Genomic DNA, 16,360 nt, shown 5'->3' with positions numbered 1-16,360 from the left:
GTTCCGGCGATTCGAAGGGGAACCGCTTCTGTGAGCAGGACCAGAACACACGCTCGCTCCACTATACAAATTCTTCCTGGCGAATACCACTCCCTCAGGTGGGCGGGTAGAACCGTGGTGAACCGGCAAGGCGAACGATGAGAACAACGACCAAGGGTAGGTGCATCAGCAGGCCGCTCAGGCCCATGAACCATTCACTAATCCAGAAGGTCATCGCGAGGTTGAAGACCAACACTCCGTAGTAGAGTCCGATGCCGAGCAAAAGCCGTGGGGTGATCGGTTGCGCAAGTGAGAGGGGAGCAAGACGACGATCAATCAAGAAATACAGGGCAAGGGCAATCAGCCCAACCACGGTCCAGCCGATATAGTTGGCCATCGGAACACCGAAGTGCCAGCCTGGATCGGGATAGTAGTAGATTTTGCCCAAGAACCACCGGTCGCCGCGCAAGGCCACTGGATCAATCACCATATCGATGAAGGCAAAGAGAAACGCGGTCAATCCATAGACCGCCCAGCTGGTTCGGGCAACTAGGTCGAACCGTAATGGCCTTGGAAAGCGCCTCGCGCTGGTCGAAGACGAGTCAACCGGAAGCACGAGTCCAAGGGCTACAGAGTACGCAGCGAAAAGTAGAAAACTGAAGGAGAGGGAATCCATAAACGGCACGTCGAACACATAGAGCTCCTGACCGACCGTGGAACCATTGTAGAAGTACCAGCCGAAGGGGACGCCGGTTCTCGTGGACGAGAATTCGCAGATGAATGCCGTGATCCAGCTGATGAGCCAGAACCGCCATGTGCGTGGCCACCCGATCAGTTTGATGGCGGAAAAGAGAAACGCGGCAAGGAAGATAAAAACATAGGGCCGGAGGACGATCGTCTTGAGGAAAAGTGTAACAGCTTCCATGAACAGGGTTTACGCGGGGACCATTATGCGTACCCGTGAGTCTTGAACCATCGCACCGCCTTCTCCAGCGCCACTTCGGGGGGATGTTGCGGCAGGCCCAGTTCTCGGATCGCCTTGCTGCAATCGTAGTGCATCTTGTACTTGGCCATCTTTACCCCTTCCAGCGGAATGCGCGGTGGTATGCCGGACAGGTTGGCAAACCAGTGATTGAGATAGGCGAGCGGGAGCACCGCGCCTCTCGGTAATTTTAGGGCCGGAGCTTTGACGCCGGTTAATGTGCTGAGAATCTCAAATACCTCACGCAGTAACAGGTTCTTAGCGCCAAGGATATACCGTTCACCCTGGCGGCCTTTCTCCATTGCAAGCAAGTGGCCGGTGGCGACATCGTCGACGTCGATGATGTTCATGCCGGTTTCAATGTAGGCCGGCATCCGACCTTTCATGAAATCTACGATGATCTGGCCGGTCGGTGTCGGCTTCACGTCGCGCTCGCCGACCGGGGCGCTGGGATTGACGATGACGACGGGCAACCCCTCCTTTGCCAGCTTGTGCACCTCCTGCTCAGCCAGGTACTTCGAGCGTTTATAGTGGCCAGCCATTTGTTCGAGTGATACCGGTGTCTCCTCCGTTCCGAGTCCTCCACCAGGCGGCAAGCCGATCGCACCGATAGTGCTGCAATAGACCGTGCGCTCGACTCCCACTTCACGCGCCGCTTCCAACAGATTTCTGGTGCCGACCACGTTAATGTCATAGAAGATCGATGGATCTTTGGCCCACAGCGCGTAGTGTGCGGCAACATGGTAGAGGTGGCGGCAACCGGTGAGGGCCCGGTGGAGCGAGGCTTTATCACGGAGATCGCCGGGGACGGTATCGATGTTCAACGACCGGAGATTGGTTGGATCACTTCCTGGGCGGGCAATAACACGCACTTCCACCCCGGTCTTGAGCAGGGCACGAACCACGGCGGCCCCGACAAACCCTGTTGCTCCGGTGACGAGGGCTTTCATAACGAAAATGTGAAATGTGAAGTGTAAAGCGTGAAGCGTGTGAAGTAGGGACGGTTGGTCGATTGCATGGATTGACGTTTCACGAGATGCGCTTCACGAGCGACGTCAGTTTTTGCGACTTGTGATATACCGTGCGATCTCACGCAACGGATCGGCAGAAGGGCCAAAGGAGGAGAGGCGGCTAATGGCACGGGTGACACAGTCATCAGCCAGTTTCTTCGCCCCGTCCACGCCATAGAACGTCGGATAGGTTTTCTTTCCACGCTCAGCGTCGGTGTTGGGATTCTTGCCAAGCTCTTCGCGCGTCCCTGTCACGTTCAACACATCATCCGCGATCTGGAAGGCAAGGCCGATATCTTCGGCATAGCCGGTCATGTCGTCAAGTTGACGGTCGTTCGCTCCGGCCGCAATCGCACCCATGCGGACCGCGGCACGAATGAGCATGCCGGTCTTGTGCTTGTGAATGTTCTGCAGGGTCGGAAGATCGATATCCTTGTTTTCAGCTTGGATGTCGAACACCTGACCGCCCACCATGCCCATATTGCCGGACCCAAAGGCCAACTCTTGGATGATACGGACCTGCCGCACAGGATCGCAGCCTTTCATGAGGTCCGGCCTGCTGACCAGGTCGAACGCCATGGTGAGCAACGCGTCTCCCGCAAGGATGGCCATGGCTTCGCCATAGACTTTATGGTTTGTGGGCTTTCCACGGCGAAAGTCATCGTTGTCCATCGATGGGAGATCGTCGTGAATTAGGGAATAGGTATGGATGAGTTCCAGCGAGCAGGCAACTGCCATGAGGCCGGGAGGCGTCTGAGCAAGGGCTTCTGCCGCTGCGATCGTCAGGATCGGGCGTACCCGCTTCCCGCCCGCCATCAAGCTATAACGTAGGCTCTCATGCAGCGCCGTCGGCGGCACGACGGCCGGTGGAGCCACGAAGTCGAGAAAGCGGTCAACCTCAATTCGTTTATGTTCCAGATACTCGGCAATATTCATGAAGTCTCACTCGTATTGGGCGATTGGCGCCGACTCGCGCGGAGAGTAACAAACGATTAAAGATGAGTCAAACGGGTGGCGTGAGCGAGTCCTTATGCCTCCAGTTCCATTGCGTTGCCATGCTCATGTATCAGTAATGCAAAAATCTTGAGTGTGGGTTCCATGCAGTAGAGCCAAGTAGCGTCTCCCTCTCCTTGTTTTTCAGCCGGTTGTCCCGCTATACTCGCCCCGCTATGAGTATCAGAAAAGCCGGTGGTGAATGGGAACCGATGCTACTCGGGGTGGAACCCCGCCTCTGCCGTGTGTGTCGAGAGGATCTCTATCGGGATAAAACGATGCTACGAGGTGGTTGGTCCCGATGTACCGTCTGCGATGAGTTCGTGCACTACAGTTGCCTTGCGAGTGGAAAGGTCTCCTTCTTAAAAGCACGGCCTCGGGTGTGCAAGACTTGTCGCTTAGTTCAGGAAGGCGTCGTTCCGTCTCCCTCGACGAAGAACGAATCTCCCGTGACTGCCGTGTCCTGAGTCCGAGCTCGACGTTCAGACCTGTGTGCCTGTATCTCGCGAAACTGATTTCTTAGACCAGACCACTCGGTGCTCAACTGGACTGTCGCTGAGGACAGCGTTGAGTGCGCGACCGTTCCCTAGGCTGATCATGGCGCAGGTCATTCGCAGCGGAGCCTTTCTTCAGCAGTGCTGGTCGGTCCACCCTCTGTGCGTGACCGTGAAGCGCATGACCGAGGCGCAGATCGTGGTGCTCTCCTGCAGCTCGTGTAAGTCAGTCCATCACCTCACAACAACGACTATCGTGTCGAGTGGCCCTTCAGTGCCGGGAGCGTCCGGGGGACACAACGTTCAAGACGAGCCACCCGGGGAAGAATGCCTCAAGGCCTGTGTCTCCTCGCATTCGTCGGCGCTTTCACTCCGTGAGATGGATGTCTTTCAAGATCTGGTGCGGCTGCGCTGTGCCGACTGCCGACGGCTGTACGACTTGACGGTTGCGATATTCGAAACCAGACAGAAATAGTAGGAGGAGAGGGAAGAAGGTATCACCCCTTCACATCTCTCTCATGATGGCCCATCCAATGCTGTTCACTAATGATGAAACTGCACTGTTGGCTGATGCACAGCTCTTTCGAAGAAAGGCTGCAATCACGATAAAAATACGAGCCCAGCTTGAAACAACCCATGATGCCTTGAAGCAGGAGCTCACAACTCTCTCGCTTGATACCCCGCCAGGTTTTGACCCAACGCTCCATCAACTGGTGAAGGGTGAACATCTGGACGACTTTCCTTATCAATACTTGGATTATCCCAAACATTTCTCCGGCGCTGATAAGTTCACATTTCGCACGCTTGTCTGGTGGGGGCATCATGTCACCTGCGCGCTGCTGTTGGAAGGAGTTGGCATTTCACAATACAAACGACAGTTTCTCGGTAGATTTCACCAAGTCGCGGGCCATGCCCTGGAGTTGTCCTTGGCACCGTCATTGTGGGACTGGAATCGTGGTGAGGGCTATACGTTGCCGATTACCCATGACCGCAAGGCTCAGATCGCGGCTGTTCTGGCAGAACGAGCATTCATGAAAGTTGTGCGTTGTGTGCCGTTGAACGATCGGGATATCCAAGCTGGCCAGTTGGCCCAGGTGGCCTGTAGTTCGTTTCGCTCGATGCTTCCGATCGTTACCCCGTAGGTCTTCTTATGGCGATTGTCTCCGAACAATAACTTGGGTAGACTAAGCACGCTTGATCGTTGACCTTTGACAGGGAGGAGCCCGTGAAGCCATCGCCTTTAGGGATTCTAGGTTGCGCTATCGTGGTGGTGACCATGGTGGCCGGTTGTCGAGGAACTGGAACGGTCCGCGCGCTGGACTTACGTGAGAAGCCACCGATGGTGCAGGTGACCGACATCCAGCCGGTCAAGATCGTCGTTGAACCGTTTGACGATCGACGGGCGGACAAAAGCCGGGTGGGCCTGCGCACACACCTTTGGGGAGGCACCACCTATTTCAATGTGCCTGGTGATCGGCTGGCCAGTGTGATCACCCAGCGGATTGCCGATCGGCTACGAACTCGCGGGTGGCAGGATCGAGTCTGGGATGTGCGTGTGGCTTCCCCAGGGTCTGTACCGGACGCGGATATCGTCGTGAGTGGTCAGGTGATGGATTTTTCCGCGAGTGCGAAGAGCCGCGTCTTTTCCACCGTGATCGACACCAAGAGCCGATTTAAGGTGGTGGCGAAGAATCAGGCAGACCAAAGTACCACGATTCGTAACATTGAGGGAGGCCGCAGTCGGACCGTCTTTTGGTTTAGCGAGGACGATGTGCAGGAACAGTTGTCCGTGACGCTCAAGGATGGGATTGAGCGGCTGATCAGTGATACTACAATCGAAGACAAGGCTCTGCGCTCAGTCTCGGAGCAGTGAATTGGTGGGGCGGCCGCTGTAAAGGAAGTTATTCGTGCGAGAGCGGCGGTGGGAAACGACGACGCCACTGAGCTTTGGTCAGGCTCTTGCGGTAGGTGATCGACTTGCGGCGCTCGGGCTCAAGCCGGCTGTCCCTGCTCAAGACGTGATCTGCTACGTCGAAGAATGGACGGTCGGCTCTCCGGACGAGTTCGATCAACTTGATCCATGGGCGACTGAAGATGTCACGCTCGTCCATGTCCGGGAACGATGGAGAGGGGATTTCTTCCTCCTCTCCGGTGCGTACCATACGGTCTATCAACACCACCAGGATGTCGGAACCTACTGCTCCATCAGTCATCCCTGGCGGATTCGAGAAGTGTTGCGGCTTCATGATCAACGTGCCATGTTCTGGATCGGCTTTCGGCATGCCCACGCCTTCATCCGTATTCGGCTTCAGACCCATGCGGTGATCACGCCTGGGGAGGTGCGTGGTGACGATGAACGGGCGCGTTGGCTAGATGAGCGTCGCGCGGCATTTCTGGAAGCTATTGCCGTTTTGGATCTCCCAGTTGAAACGCATGTCGAAAAGAAGGCGGTGGTCGTACGATCGTCCGATGCGGCCGTGCCGTTCTTTTGCTCGTGGCCCGACGCCTTTGGTCCCTGCCAGTTCGAATACAACACCACGGATGCGTTCGAGTTTCTCGTGCCGGCCAGCAAACTTGCGGAGACGTTTATCCCGGAGCCGGCAGGAGTGCGGGCCTATCTCACCGGATTTTCCGAAGCAGCGCTAACAGAGTTTCAGGCTATCGAACCAGGTGCGCGATTCGCCTATCGTTGTTCGGTCCATTGTCCGCTTGACGATCTTCCTGAGATCCTGACCGTGATCCAGCCTGATGGTATCCTGTATGCCACGCTCTGCGAATTTCAGACCCACACCCTGTTGCCTGAGCGCGATGATGCGTCGGCGATCATCGGGATTGTCGGTGCCAACGGACAGTTCAAGATCGAAGCGCGTCTGAATCACGCGCCGCTCCCGGAAGATACCATGGCACCATGGCTGGAACGGGTCATTGGCCATCCGGTCGTGTATGCGCCGCTTCCTGCGTTTGTGTGACCGGAATGCCGGTTGAGCGCCCCCAGGATCCAGTTCCCGAGTCGGTGCAAGCTCCCGCACAATTCAGTGTTTTCGTTGAACAATCGAACGGGATTTCGCAGAGTGGAGGGGTGAGCCCCCTCACGAAGCTTCAGTCCATACTCTCGAAGCCGTTCATGCCGGCAGTATTCTTTCTCGGCGGTGTGGGCTACGACACCGTGACGCTGTCGCGAATCGATCGGCTTTTGGATAATCTGCTTCTGTTGCTCTACTTAGTTTTGCTGGGAGCGCTGATCGTCTTGACTGGGCGTTTGGGGATCGAATCCCCGCCTGAGCGTGAAGCGCTCGTTTCAGGCTCCAAATTTACGCGATGGGCCTGGGAAAGCCGTCCCTACTATCCGATGGCCAGTCAGTTCCTTCTCGGTGGCCTTTTCAGCGCCTACGCAATTTTCTATTCCCAAAGCGCCACGTTCACCACGACGGCGATCTTCTTTGCCGTGCTCATTGCGCTCTTCGTGACCAACGAGTTTTTGCGCGATCGATTGTCCAATCTTCGAATACTGGTCAGTCTGTACGCGGTGGTCAGTTTCGCGTTTTTTACCTTTTTTGTGCCGGTCATCACCGGGTTCATGAATGCGGTGATCTTCTTGCTCGGCGCTCTCTTGAGTCTGGGCGTGACGCTGTATCTGGTTCAACTGGTCTACCGTCATGGTCCGGATTCATCAGGACGGCAACCACTCGCGGTGATGGCTCCCGCTATCGTGCTCATCGCGATGCTGGTCGGATTCTACTTCATGAATTGGATTCCGCCGGTGCCGCTATCGCTCAAGTTCGGCGGGGTCTATCATGAGATCAAGCGGACGGGTGACCGGTTCGAGTTAGTCTTTGAGAAGCAGTGGTATCAATTTTGGAAACGTGCCGACACGACCTTCCCGACGGATGAACCGGTCTATTGCTTTACGGCGGTATTTGCTCCGGTTGATCTCAACACAACCATCTACCATCACTGGCGCTATCGGTCGAATGATACGAAGCCTTTCATACATGCCGACCGGATTCCCATCAGAATTTCAGGGGGGCGCGAGGGTGGATATCGAGCCTACAGCCTCAAACAGCGCCTTGATCCGGGCGACTGGCGTGTCGATGTCGAGACTGAAGATGGGCGGATCATCGGACGGGTGGCGGTGACGGTCGTGAGCAAAACGGAAGAGCAGCCCAGGCTGGTGACGGTGACCTATTAGGCGGTTTGGACACCGATCTAGGAACCGTTGCGTGGCGACGAATTCCAAAACGAATAGGAATGTGCTGGTTGTCTTTTCCAGGGTGCAGAGGGGGACGGATGGAAGGCACCCGGTTGCGAGCCATTATGGAAGGATGTAAAGTGACATCTCCATGAGTGAACGGACCCTTTCTCCCTGTCCTGACAGCCCCAACTGTGTGTCGACCCAGGCGACTGACGAAGGTCATGCGATCACGCCCTTTCGCTACAAAAAGCCGCGGGCTGAGGCGAAGGAGGCGTTGAAGGCCGTGATCAATTCACTCTCTCGGACCAAACTCATTGAGGAAGACGAGTCCTACCTTCATTATGAGTTCACTTCCCTGCTGCTCCGATTCGTCGACGATGTCGAATTTCTCTTCGACGACGACACGAAGACCGTCCACTTCCGCTCCGCTTCCCGCACGGGCTACAGCGACCTTGGTGTCAATCGCCGGCGAATGGAGGACCTGCGGGCTCTCGTAGGCAGGAAACTCTAGCGGTTTCTCCAAATATCTTTGGTACAGGTACTCCTCCTGTTATGATGCCTGCCACGGGAGGCTAGATCATGGGGTTCAACCGGAAACATTCGCGTGTGGATATGGGCCGTCCCGGTCGGTTACAACGTGGGGCGCTTTCGGCAGCCTGTAAGGTCATCGATGTGAGCGAGTCGGGAGTTCGGCTCGAGAGCCGGCTGTTCGTCAAGAAAGGCGAGGTGTTGCAGCTCCTCATTGAGCTTCCTGGCGGAAAAACCTTAACGTGTGAGTTGGAGGTCATCCATGTGCGGGCTCCTAAATTGGGGGCACGGATCATGGCGATCAGCGCGGAGGACCGCGAACGATTGGTCCATATTCTTGACGATCACATCCAGAGCAGTTTTTCTCGAGGCTAATCCTCCCCGGCGATCATTCATATATGGGGGTCTGTTCGTTTGACTCCTGCGTGGCATGGAAAATGGCCGGGGTCGTCAGGTTTTATCAAATGCTTAATATCCCACGGGGCATATGGTTTCTTGAGTGTGCAGTGTCCCCTGCACAGACCCCTAACGCTGGAATGGGAATGCATCGGGGGGAAGCGGTATCGAATCCGAGGTCACAGGAAGTTCACATACACCCTGAGACTCAATTACATATTGATAAATCAATTGTTTATGATTTTTGTGCGAGTCGACTGGTGTGCTGAAAAATGCATTTAGGACAGGTGTAGTGGATGAATCGATTCCCCCCAACCAGCCGCTTTTTCATCAGCACCTTGCACCAGGTACAGAGGCGGTCGGGGAGTTCAACTCGTGGTGCTTGTGGGAGCGTCGTCATATGGGGCCATTCTTCCTGAGCGAGGTCACCTTGTCAACCGATTGCGGATAACTTCCTGTTCGAGGTTGAAATATTCCTTGCCGGCACGTACGCAGCGAAAAAAAATGGTATAGTTCACGCAACGGTCAGTCGATGTGCCTAACCCACTTACAGAAAGGTAGCGACCCCCTATGAGCAGCTCGCCGAGTTCTGACTCCACAATCTTACCATCCAACGCCCCTGGAGCTACGGCCCGACCCGTTCAGGACATGGTGGGCAACGGCAAGGCATGGGGACTCTGTACCGCAGTCGACCTCCACGATTGCAATCCCGATCTTATCCGTGATGCCGAATCTATCAAACGTTATGTCGTTGAGTTGTGCGAACTCATCGGCATGAAGCGTTTCGGTGAGTGTCAGGTTGTGAATTTCGGCGAAGGTCGTGTCGCCGGTTATTCCATGGTGCAGTTGATTTCCACCTCGTTGATCAGCGGGCATTTTGCGAACGATACGAATTACGCCTATCTCGACATTTTCAGCTGCAAAGGCTATGATCCGGCGGTCGTTGAGTCCTTTTCGAAGGAGTTCTTCGGCGCCCGGCGTAGTGTTGCAACAGCCACTCTCCGGTACTAACCCTTTTCAACCGTAGATATAGTTGTCTCGGGGGCGGAATAGAGCCGCCCCCGAATGTTGTTATCATCCTGAGGGGAGTTTTCCCATTCATGAACGCGAAAACTATTCGAGAAGTGCTCGACACTCTTCCATCAAAACTGGACAAAGATGTCGCGGAGGATGTCGAGGCCGTGTACCAGTTTGATCTCAAAGGGCCTCAAGGCGGGCAATATCATTTGCTGGTCCAGAACGGAACCTGCGTGGTGAAGGATGGAGTGCACAGCGATCCACATGTGACTCTGTCGATGGCTGGGGAAGATTGCATTCGAATCCTCAATGGGCAGTTGAGTAGCATGACCATGGCCATGTCTGGGCGTTTGCAGATCGCGGGGGACATTGGGTTGGCCATGCAGCTGAAGTCCTTGTTTCCCAATATAGTGGAACCGTAACTGCACTATCTGGGATCAGGAAATGCCTCATGTGACGCCGATCCCTGCTCGTCAGGCTCTACCTCGAATCTCCGTGGAAACCGCTCTTCCAAGATTACATACATCGTTGGGACGAGGAACAGCGTGAGCAGAGTGGAAGCGCTCAACCCTCCGACGACCGCACGTGCCAAGGGTGCATTGGTTTCGGCTCCGGTCCCGAGTCCGATTGCCATGGGAAGAAGTCCGAAGACGGTGGCGAGCGAGGTCATGAGGATCGGTCTCAGCCTGGTTCTCGCGCCGGTCATGACCGCGCGGTGGAGTGGCTCACCCCTTCGACGAAGCACGTTGGTATAGTCAACCAGCAACACCCCGTTTGAGACCACAATTCCTAACATCATAATAATGCCCATCATTGATGAGGTAGACAGTGTCGTATCTGTCAAGAACAGGATCAAGATAACTCCAGGGAATCCCATCGGGACTGCAAACATGATGATGAACGGGTCGATGAACGACTTAAACTGAGCCGCCATCACCATATAGACCAGCATGAGCGCGAGGACGATGGCAAACTGCAAGCCTTCGAAGGTTTCCCGTTGCTGTTGAATCTGCCCGGCCAATTTGATGCTGAACCCCGCAGGTAGCTGGAGTTTGGCGAATGCCGACTCAAGATCATCCGCGATATCGCCTAAGGCTCGATTGATAGGATTTGCCGTGATGTGGATCACGCGTTGAAAGTGCTTTCGGTCCACTTTCACTGGTCCGGCATTCAACTTAAGCGACGCCATATTCTTGAGGAGGACTGGTTCGCCGGCCTTGGTGGTGAGGAGAATATTCTCCAAATCGGTGAGACTCTTACGATGTTTCTCGGCTAGCCACGCGCTGATGAAGTACTCGTTTCCGCTTTGAGGGTCGGTGTAAATAATCGGGTCGGTTTGGCCGTTCCCATTCAAGGAAAAGAGCACGGCATTGGCCACATCGGTTTCGGTGATGCCGAGTAGAGCGGCTTTCTCTCGATCCACGGTCACGTTGACTTCCGGATAATTTTCCTCCCGGCTCGGTTCAATGTCAGCTAGTCCCGGAGTGTGCTCCATGACCTCTTTGACTTGGGCAATAACCTCTCTCGCCTTTTCGAAGTCATGTCCGTAAATTTCCACATCGACGGTCTTTTGTGAGCCAAAGCTTGTGACACGCTTCACTAATCCCCCGGGGTCGAAATACATTGAGACGCCGGGAAATAGTGTGGCAATCATGGGGCGTACATCGTTCATGATCTCGACCTGAGTTCGTGTCCGCTTAGCAGGCTCGACGAGGTACACTTGAATAGACGAGGTGTGAGGACCGGTATTGGGGTTGAACAGAGAGGAACGACCTTGGGATAGCACGCCGGTACTCGAAACGATGGTTATCAGTTCGGTCGTGGGAATATTGGCACGCAGGACCCGTTCGACTTCAGAGACCTGCTGTTCGGTCTTTTCGACTCGTTGGCCGACCGGCGCTCGCAGCACGATCCGAAACTGACTCTCATCGGAAACCGGCAGGAACTCGGTTCCGATCAAAGGAACGAGCATGAGCGAGCCAAGGAAAATCAGGAGAACGGTACAGATGAGAATCTTGCGATGGGCCAGGACCCATTGCAGGGAATGTTCATAATTTCGATCCAGCGATTCATAGCGGTTCCGACTCCACTCCATCATCGCCCGCAGCCAGCTCGGCAACGCACGTTGTGCTTCCTGTTCTGGCTTCAGGAATTTGTAACAGAGTGCCGGGGTTACCGTGCGGGAGACGAAAAATGACGTGAAGAGTGCGATGGCGATCGTGACGGTCAGGGGAATCAATAACAGGCGCGCGATACCGACGATGAAGAACATCGGAAGGAAGACAACCACCGTCGTCACGGTCGAGGCAAAGATCGGCATGGCCACTTCACGGGCGGCTTCGAGAATGCCGTTCCATCGATTGGGGTTGATGTTGAGGTGGCGCTGAATGTTCTCCAGTTCTACGATAGAGTCATCCACGAGCCGACCGATTCCTAGCGCCAGCCCGCCGAGTGTAAACACATTCAGAGTCTGATCTGTGAAGTACAGAACCACAAACGTCACCAGCATCGAAAGCGGAATAGCCACGGAAATGATCAGGGTACTGGTCAGGTTTCGTAGGAAGATGAGAATCACTGCCGCGGCCAGCAATGAACCATGGAAGGCCTGTTCGACCAGATTCCGGATAGCTTGACGGATGTAGAGAGACTGGTCGAACGAGATGCCAAGATTTACCCCTTCGGGGATACCAAACATTTGAGGCAAAGCGGCGCGGAGGGCGTCGACGACGGCGACCGTGTTGGCGAGCGGTTGTTTATTGACACGAAGAAACACGGATCTGGCTCCGTCGGTATGGACGATGTTGGTTTGAATGTCGGAGGAGTCCGTCACGGTTCCCACGTCACGCACACGGACAGGGGTACCCTGCGGATTTACCTTCACGATGACGTCCTGTATCGGCTCTACCGTCCTGAACTGGTTGTTCGTAAACACGTTGTAGTCGAGGTTGCCGGCCTTAATATCGCCTGAGGGTAAGATCAAGTTGGATGCTTTGACCGATTTGACGACGTCAAGGATCGAAAGCCCGCGGGCACTGAGGAGCGCCGGATCGAGGTTGATGTTGATTTGGCGAATCTTTCCTCCTTCCACGGTCGCGGCCGCCACGTCAGCGATTTGCTCGATCTGCGGGGCGATCGTGTTGGACGCAAGATCATAGAGTGCGCGCTCATCCAGCTCGTTGCTCGAGACCGAGACAACTGAAACCGGAATGTTGGAGACATCGAACTTGACGATGAACGGTTGCAGAATACCTGGAGGGAGGCTGTTCAGAATCTGTGTGATACGCTGCATGACCTCCATTTGTCCGACATCGAGGTTGGCCCCCCAGTTGAACCAGATCTGGACTGCCCCGAGGCCTTGCTTACTGAACGACTCGACATGTTCCACATTGGAGGCAGAACTGACGGCTTTCTCGATCGGGTATACGACACTCTGTTCAATGTCGAGCGGAGGTGCCCCTTTATAAATGACACCCACGAATGCGACGGGAACCTGGATTTGTGGGAAAAGATCAACCGGCAGTCTTTGAAGTGACGTGATACCCAATACCACGAACGCCAACGACAGCATCAAAATGCCGATGCGATTGCGTAATGCGAGTAGAGTTAGCCACATGTCGCAGACATCAGAGAAGGGCAGTTGGCTGCGGAGGTTGAATCCGCCCTGTAAGAACTGCGTCTATGTGGGAGAAGTGCAGGCCTCATTCGTTACTCACTGGATCAGAATCTAAAGCTGGTGAAAGAAGTCGAGTTTGGACGGGCGTCCCATCGTGAACTAAGTCTTTTCCTGAGACAATGACTTCTTCATTTCCTGTCAGGCCTTTAGTGATCTCAATCTGGTTCCCTTGCCGGGCACCGATTTCAATTTCTACCCGCCTCGCGTGTCCTTCTTCGACAATAAACACATATTGTGTGCTTTCCAGGCGACTGACTGCGTCGATAGGGATCTGCAAGGCCTGATGATGTGTCCCAACCATTACTTCGACGCGGCCGAACATTCCACCTTTTAGTCGGTGATTTTTGTTGGGTAAGTCGACTTCAACAGTCATGGTGCGTGTGGCACGATTCAAGGCTTGGACGATCCTGGTCACAGTTCCATGAAATATCTGGTCAGGGTACGCCTCAGCTCGAAGCTCAGCTCCTTGCCCGATTTTCACGAGCGGAATATCTCGTTCGACCACTTCGACCAGAACACGAACCGTATCGATGTCATGTACGCTCATGATGCCTCGTGACATGGTCGACGTACTGGCCGTAGCACTGCTCACATAGGACCCGGTATCGAGATTGCGTTCGGCGATATAGCCAGCAAAGGGAGCTCGGATATAGCTATAGGCCAGATGGGCTTCTGCCTGAGCCAGGGCAACGTGCATTTGGTTCACTTGTGCTTGCAAAGATTCCTGTGCCGCTCTCGCAGTATCAAAATTGACCTCTGCATTATCGAGGTCCTGCCGCGAAACGAACTGATCTTTGATGAGAGTCTGCATGCGATCAACAGTAAGCTTGGCATTACGCACAACTGCATCCTGTTGTGCGACTCTTGCTTTGGCTGCTGCAAGATTAGCTTTGGCTTGGTTAACCGCATGCTGATAGTCCGTGTGATCGATCTCAACAAGCAGCTGATTCGCCTTTACGAAATCCCCTTTATCAACGTGCAATGTGGCAATGTGGCCGTCGACACGCGAGAAAATATTCACCACCTGATTGGGTGAGATATCCGCGGTGTAGGCCAAGCGAACATCGAGATCTTGTCTGATCGGAGACGCAATGCCAACGGTAACGAATCGTGGCTTATGTGTATCGGTCTTAGCGCCTGTGCTCAGACGAACGATGAGAAGGGCGGTCAGTACAACCACAACGGCGATTCCTAGGACTACCAAAGGATGGCGAGCGAGATGGTTCATGGGAGTGGGCAGCAATTATGAATTACGCAATAGCGGAGCGAGTTCGTCAGGGAATAGGGAGATACGCTCGGCGACCGTGTTTGTTTGCCTGTGATCCATGGGTAAGCCGACAGTATCATGCGGCAACTGAAAGCGCAGGGGGATACTGACTCCGGCTGTTGTCCTGACTTGTCTCGTGGTCGTTCTCAGAAATACGTTTGAAGCAAGTCGCGTTGGAATAGCGTTGGTCACGCTGGTTTGGCGTTGGTTAGCCGATGGTCGTGAATTCTGTTGAGGATGAGGAGTCGGCTGCCTAATTCTGTTCATGCTGGGTGAGCGATCATTCATCACTCCTACCATCAGGTCACTGGAAAGGCAAGATAGGGTCACGCGCGGGGCGACGGGTCGTGCAGGCTGTTAAAGGGAACAAAGTCCCCTCAAAGCACCGCACGGCCTGTCGAGGCAACAATCCGCTATGCTTGGCCAACAGACGGGGGATGGAGAAATACCCGCATCCGATTCCCTTCGGACAGACTCAGCTCTTTCAGGGTCACACCGAACAGCGGCCCTGTCGTCCATGCCACGGTTCCCTCTAGGATGAATAACGGATCTTCCTCATTCGGCACATACAGGAACAATGTGAGGTCCATCCCAACCTGCACCGGACAATTCCCACGAATACCGACTCCGCCCTCTGACAAGTCGGCAACGAAGCCATCACCGATCAAGACGTCTTCTCCGTTGAAGCCCGAATACATGAGCCCGAAGGAGATGGGCGTCCTCCGTATTGTCCGGCGTTCTATTGAAGGGTGGGAGTGTCGACATTCTGAATGTCTTATGTGTTTCATCCGTCTCATGGTCATTCCCTCCACGATTGTGATTCCGCTCCGAGCGTTTTCCTATGCATAAAGAGTAGCGCGGGATATTAGTATTACTTCCCTACAAACGGAGGGGGTAAACCTCGCCCCGAAGGGGGACACAGAGCGTGACGAGCGGGTTTTCGTCACCGAAGGGTTTCTGAACACAGGTGCAGGGAGAAAAGAATGCTCACGTGCTCTTGGAAGCGTACGGCTTCCTGCTGGATCTGCCAGCGGGCTGGTGGGGAACTACATGAGTCGGAATCGGGTTCGCTGATCACTCACCGTCTTGAGGGAAATACTTTTCCAGATGAAGGCTTGCAGCCGCTTCCGGCGGTCCTGACTCAGGTCCATGAATCGGACGGAAAACTGGCACCCGGACACCCATACCACATGCGCAGATTTGATGACCAGTTGTGGTAGTCCGTCTGGAAGTGAGACGGTCAGCGTTAATAATGTGCCACGGGTGACCGGGCGGTCGCTGATAACATGACATCCAGAGACTGATATATTTTTCGTGAGGCCTTCCCCTTGATGCGGTTGTGTCGGAACTTCGCCGACATAGCGAACTCGACATGTGACCGCGATGCGTTCGGCATAGCGGTTGTCTAACGGCACATAAGGCTTTCGGTTGTACATGATAAGTCCCGTTATCATACCCTCGTGAAAGGGCCTTTCCAAATCAATTCAGCAATATGACCGCATACTTGGAAGTCATCTGGAAGCGTGGTGGTGATACTGTTCGAGGATATGGTCAGAAGACCGTAGCGCTAGTCCCATCGGCTAGTTTTTCAGGAAGTGTGCGGCTTTCGAAAAAGATAATGCCTCGTTCAATTTTACTCTCAAACCGCAACGTCACCTCCGTATGAACGCCATGCCAAGCGTATACCTTCACTGAGCCGACCGCGATTTGTCCTGGTGTGTGATCGAGTGGACCGTATTGAGACTGAAGGTAGCGCATGATTTCTTCATGAGCTCCTGTGCCACTGTAGCGGACAGTGACCCGGCCCAATTTGTTCTCAAACGTTGTAA

General features: G+C 54.5%; 17 protein-coding genes. 9 read left to right on the top strand and 8 right to left on the bottom strand.

Annotated features, from left to right (window positions below; translation table 11 throughout):
- Window positions 1–94: 94 nt before the first annotated feature.
- The 3 genes from IPM58_12120 to IPM58_12110 form a co-directional block, all read right to left on the bottom strand.
- Window positions 95–904: a carotenoid biosynthesis protein gene (locus tag IPM58_12120; protein MBK9307805.1), complete on the bottom strand. Its 810-nt coding sequence runs from the start codon at window positions 902–904 to the stop codon at window positions 95–97.
- Between the two features lie 23 nt (window positions 905–927).
- A complete protein-coding gene (locus IPM58_12115; GenBank protein MBK9307804.1) occupies window positions 928–1,911 on the bottom strand; it encodes an NAD-dependent epimerase/dehydratase family protein in 984 nt (327 codons plus the stop codon).
- A gap of 105 nt (window positions 1,912–2,016) precedes the next feature.
- On the bottom strand, window positions 2,017–2,907 hold the full coding sequence (locus IPM58_12110; protein MBK9307803.1) for a polyprenyl synthetase family protein: 891 nt from the start codon (window positions 2,905–2,907) through the stop codon (window positions 2,017–2,019).
- A 654-nt stretch (window positions 2,908–3,561) separates the two neighbouring features.
- Here IPM58_12110 and IPM58_12105 point away from each other — a divergent pair.
- The 9 genes from IPM58_12105 (at window position 3,562) to IPM58_12065 (ending at window position 10,013) form a co-directional block, all read left to right on the top strand.
- On the top strand, window positions 3,562–3,933 hold the full coding sequence (locus IPM58_12105) for a hypothetical protein (GenBank protein MBK9307802.1): 372 nt from the start codon (window positions 3,562–3,564) through the stop codon (window positions 3,931–3,933).
- 58 nt (window positions 3,934–3,991) lie between these two features.
- Window positions 3,992–4,600, top strand: coding sequence for a hypothetical protein (locus IPM58_12100; GenBank protein ID MBK9307801.1), 609 nt, complete (start codon window positions 3,992–3,994; stop codon window positions 4,598–4,600).
- Between the two features lie 83 nt (window positions 4,601–4,683).
- On the top strand, window positions 4,684–5,331 hold the full coding sequence (locus tag IPM58_12095) for a hypothetical protein (protein ID MBK9307800.1): 648 nt from the start codon (window positions 4,684–4,686) through the stop codon (window positions 5,329–5,331).
- A gap of 34 nt (window positions 5,332–5,365) precedes the next feature.
- Window positions 5,366–6,427 carry a hypothetical protein gene (locus IPM58_12090; GenBank protein ID MBK9307799.1) on the top strand — a complete coding sequence of 354 codons (1,062 nt, stop codon included), beginning with the start codon at window positions 5,366–5,368 and terminating at the stop codon, window positions 6,425–6,427.
- A 155-nt stretch (window positions 6,428–6,582) separates the two neighbouring features.
- Window positions 6,583–7,647, top strand: a complete 1,065-nt coding sequence (locus tag IPM58_12085; protein MBK9307798.1) for a DUF2914 domain-containing protein — start codon at window positions 6,583–6,585, stop codon at window positions 7,645–7,647.
- 151 nt (window positions 7,648–7,798) lie between these two features.
- Entirely contained in the window at window positions 7,799–8,161 is a 363-nt protein-coding gene (locus tag IPM58_12080) for a DUF1499 domain-containing protein (protein MBK9307797.1), read from the top strand.
- 68 nt (window positions 8,162–8,229) lie between these two features.
- Complete coding sequence (locus IPM58_12075; GenBank protein MBK9307796.1) at window positions 8,230–8,553, top strand: PilZ domain-containing protein; 324 nt, start codon at window positions 8,230–8,232, stop codon at window positions 8,551–8,553.
- Between the two features lie 591 nt (window positions 8,554–9,144).
- On the top strand, window positions 9,145–9,585 hold the full coding sequence (locus IPM58_12070; GenBank protein ID MBK9307795.1) for an S-adenosylmethionine decarboxylase: 441 nt from the start codon (window positions 9,145–9,147) through the stop codon (window positions 9,583–9,585).
- 89 nt (window positions 9,586–9,674) lie between these two features.
- Window positions 9,675–10,013, top strand: a complete 339-nt coding sequence (locus tag IPM58_12065; protein ID MBK9307794.1) for an SCP2 sterol-binding domain-containing protein — start codon at window positions 9,675–9,677, stop codon at window positions 10,011–10,013.
- A gap of 5 nt (window positions 10,014–10,018) precedes the next feature.
- Here IPM58_12065 and IPM58_12060 read toward each other — a convergent pair whose 3' ends face one another.
- The 5 genes from IPM58_12060 to IPM58_12040 all read right to left on the bottom strand — a co-directional run bounded on the left by IPM58_12060 (window position 10,019) and on the right by IPM58_12040 (window position 16,289).
- Window positions 10,019–13,204, bottom strand: coding sequence for an efflux RND transporter permease subunit (locus IPM58_12060; protein MBK9307793.1), 3,186 nt, complete (start codon window positions 13,202–13,204; stop codon window positions 10,019–10,021).
- An 85-nt stretch (window positions 13,205–13,289) separates the two neighbouring features.
- Window positions 13,290–14,444, bottom strand: a complete 1,155-nt coding sequence (locus IPM58_12055) for an efflux RND transporter periplasmic adaptor subunit (protein MBK9307792.1) — start codon at window positions 14,442–14,444, stop codon at window positions 13,290–13,292.
- 500 nt (window positions 14,445–14,944) lie between these two features.
- Window positions 14,945–15,229: a PilZ domain-containing protein gene (locus tag IPM58_12050; protein MBK9307791.1), complete on the bottom strand. Its 285-nt coding sequence runs from the start codon at window positions 15,227–15,229 to the stop codon at window positions 14,945–14,947.
- A gap of 348 nt (window positions 15,230–15,577) precedes the next feature.
- The gene (locus tag IPM58_12045) at window positions 15,578–15,985 is read right to left on the bottom strand and encodes a PilZ domain-containing protein (GenBank protein MBK9307790.1); all 408 of its coding nucleotides are present in this window, start codon (window positions 15,983–15,985) and stop codon (window positions 15,578–15,580) included.
- A 97-nt stretch (window positions 15,986–16,082) separates the two neighbouring features.
- On the bottom strand, window positions 16,083–16,289 hold the full coding sequence (locus IPM58_12040) for a hypothetical protein (GenBank protein ID MBK9307789.1): 207 nt from the start codon (window positions 16,287–16,289) through the stop codon (window positions 16,083–16,085).
- Window positions 16,290–16,360 lie beyond the last annotated feature (71 nt).

The organism is Nitrospira sp. (genome assembly GCA_016715825.1).
Lineage (GTDB): Bacteria > Nitrospirota > Nitrospiria > Nitrospirales > Nitrospiraceae > Nitrospira_D.
This window is presented reverse-complemented; position numbering and strand designations above follow the sequence as displayed.

What these genes read in the sequence shown, in the direction of transcription:
- IPM58_12120 (MBK9307805.1), bottom strand. Translation starts at nt 904, where the DNA reads ATGGAAGCTGTTACACTTTTCCTCAAGACGATCGTCCTCCGGCCCTAT.
- IPM58_12115 (MBK9307804.1), bottom strand. Translation starts at nt 1,911, where the DNA reads ATGAAAGCCCTCGTCACCGGAGCAACAGGGTTTGTCGGGGCCGCCGTG.
- IPM58_12110 (MBK9307803.1), bottom strand. Translation starts at nt 2,907, where the DNA reads ATGAATATTGCCGAGTATCTGGAACATAAACGAATTGAGGTTGACCGC.
- IPM58_12105 (MBK9307802.1), top strand. Translation starts at nt 3,562, where the DNA reads ATGGCGCAGGTCATTCGCAGCGGAGCCTTTCTTCAGCAGTGCTGGTCG.
- IPM58_12100 (MBK9307801.1), top strand. Translation starts at nt 3,992, where the DNA reads ATGCTGTTCACTAATGATGAAACTGCACTGTTGGCTGATGCACAGCTC.
- IPM58_12085 (MBK9307798.1), top strand. Translation starts at nt 6,583, where the DNA reads ATGCCGGCAGTATTCTTTCTCGGCGGTGTGGGCTACGACACCGTGACG.
- IPM58_12080 (MBK9307797.1), top strand. Translation starts at nt 7,799, where the DNA reads ATGAGTGAACGGACCCTTTCTCCCTGTCCTGACAGCCCCAACTGTGTG.
- IPM58_12075 (MBK9307796.1), top strand. Translation starts at nt 8,230, where the DNA reads ATGGGGTTCAACCGGAAACATTCGCGTGTGGATATGGGCCGTCCCGGT.
- IPM58_12070 (MBK9307795.1), top strand. Translation starts at nt 9,145, where the DNA reads ATGAGCAGCTCGCCGAGTTCTGACTCCACAATCTTACCATCCAACGCC.
- IPM58_12065 (MBK9307794.1), top strand. Translation starts at nt 9,675, where the DNA reads ATGAACGCGAAAACTATTCGAGAAGTGCTCGACACTCTTCCATCAAAA.
- IPM58_12060 (MBK9307793.1), bottom strand. Translation starts at nt 13,204, where the DNA reads ATGTGGCTAACTCTACTCGCATTACGCAATCGCATCGGCATTTTGATG.
- IPM58_12050 (MBK9307791.1), bottom strand. Translation starts at nt 15,229, where the DNA reads ATGTATTCGGGCTTCAACGGAGAAGACGTCTTGATCGGTGATGGCTTC.
- IPM58_12045 (MBK9307790.1), bottom strand. Translation starts at nt 15,985, where the DNA reads ATGATAACGGGACTTATCATGTACAACCGAAAGCCTTATGTGCCGTTA.
- IPM58_12040 (MBK9307789.1), bottom strand. Translation starts at nt 16,289, where the DNA reads ATGCGCTACCTTCAGTCTCAATACGGTCCACTCGATCACACACCAGGA.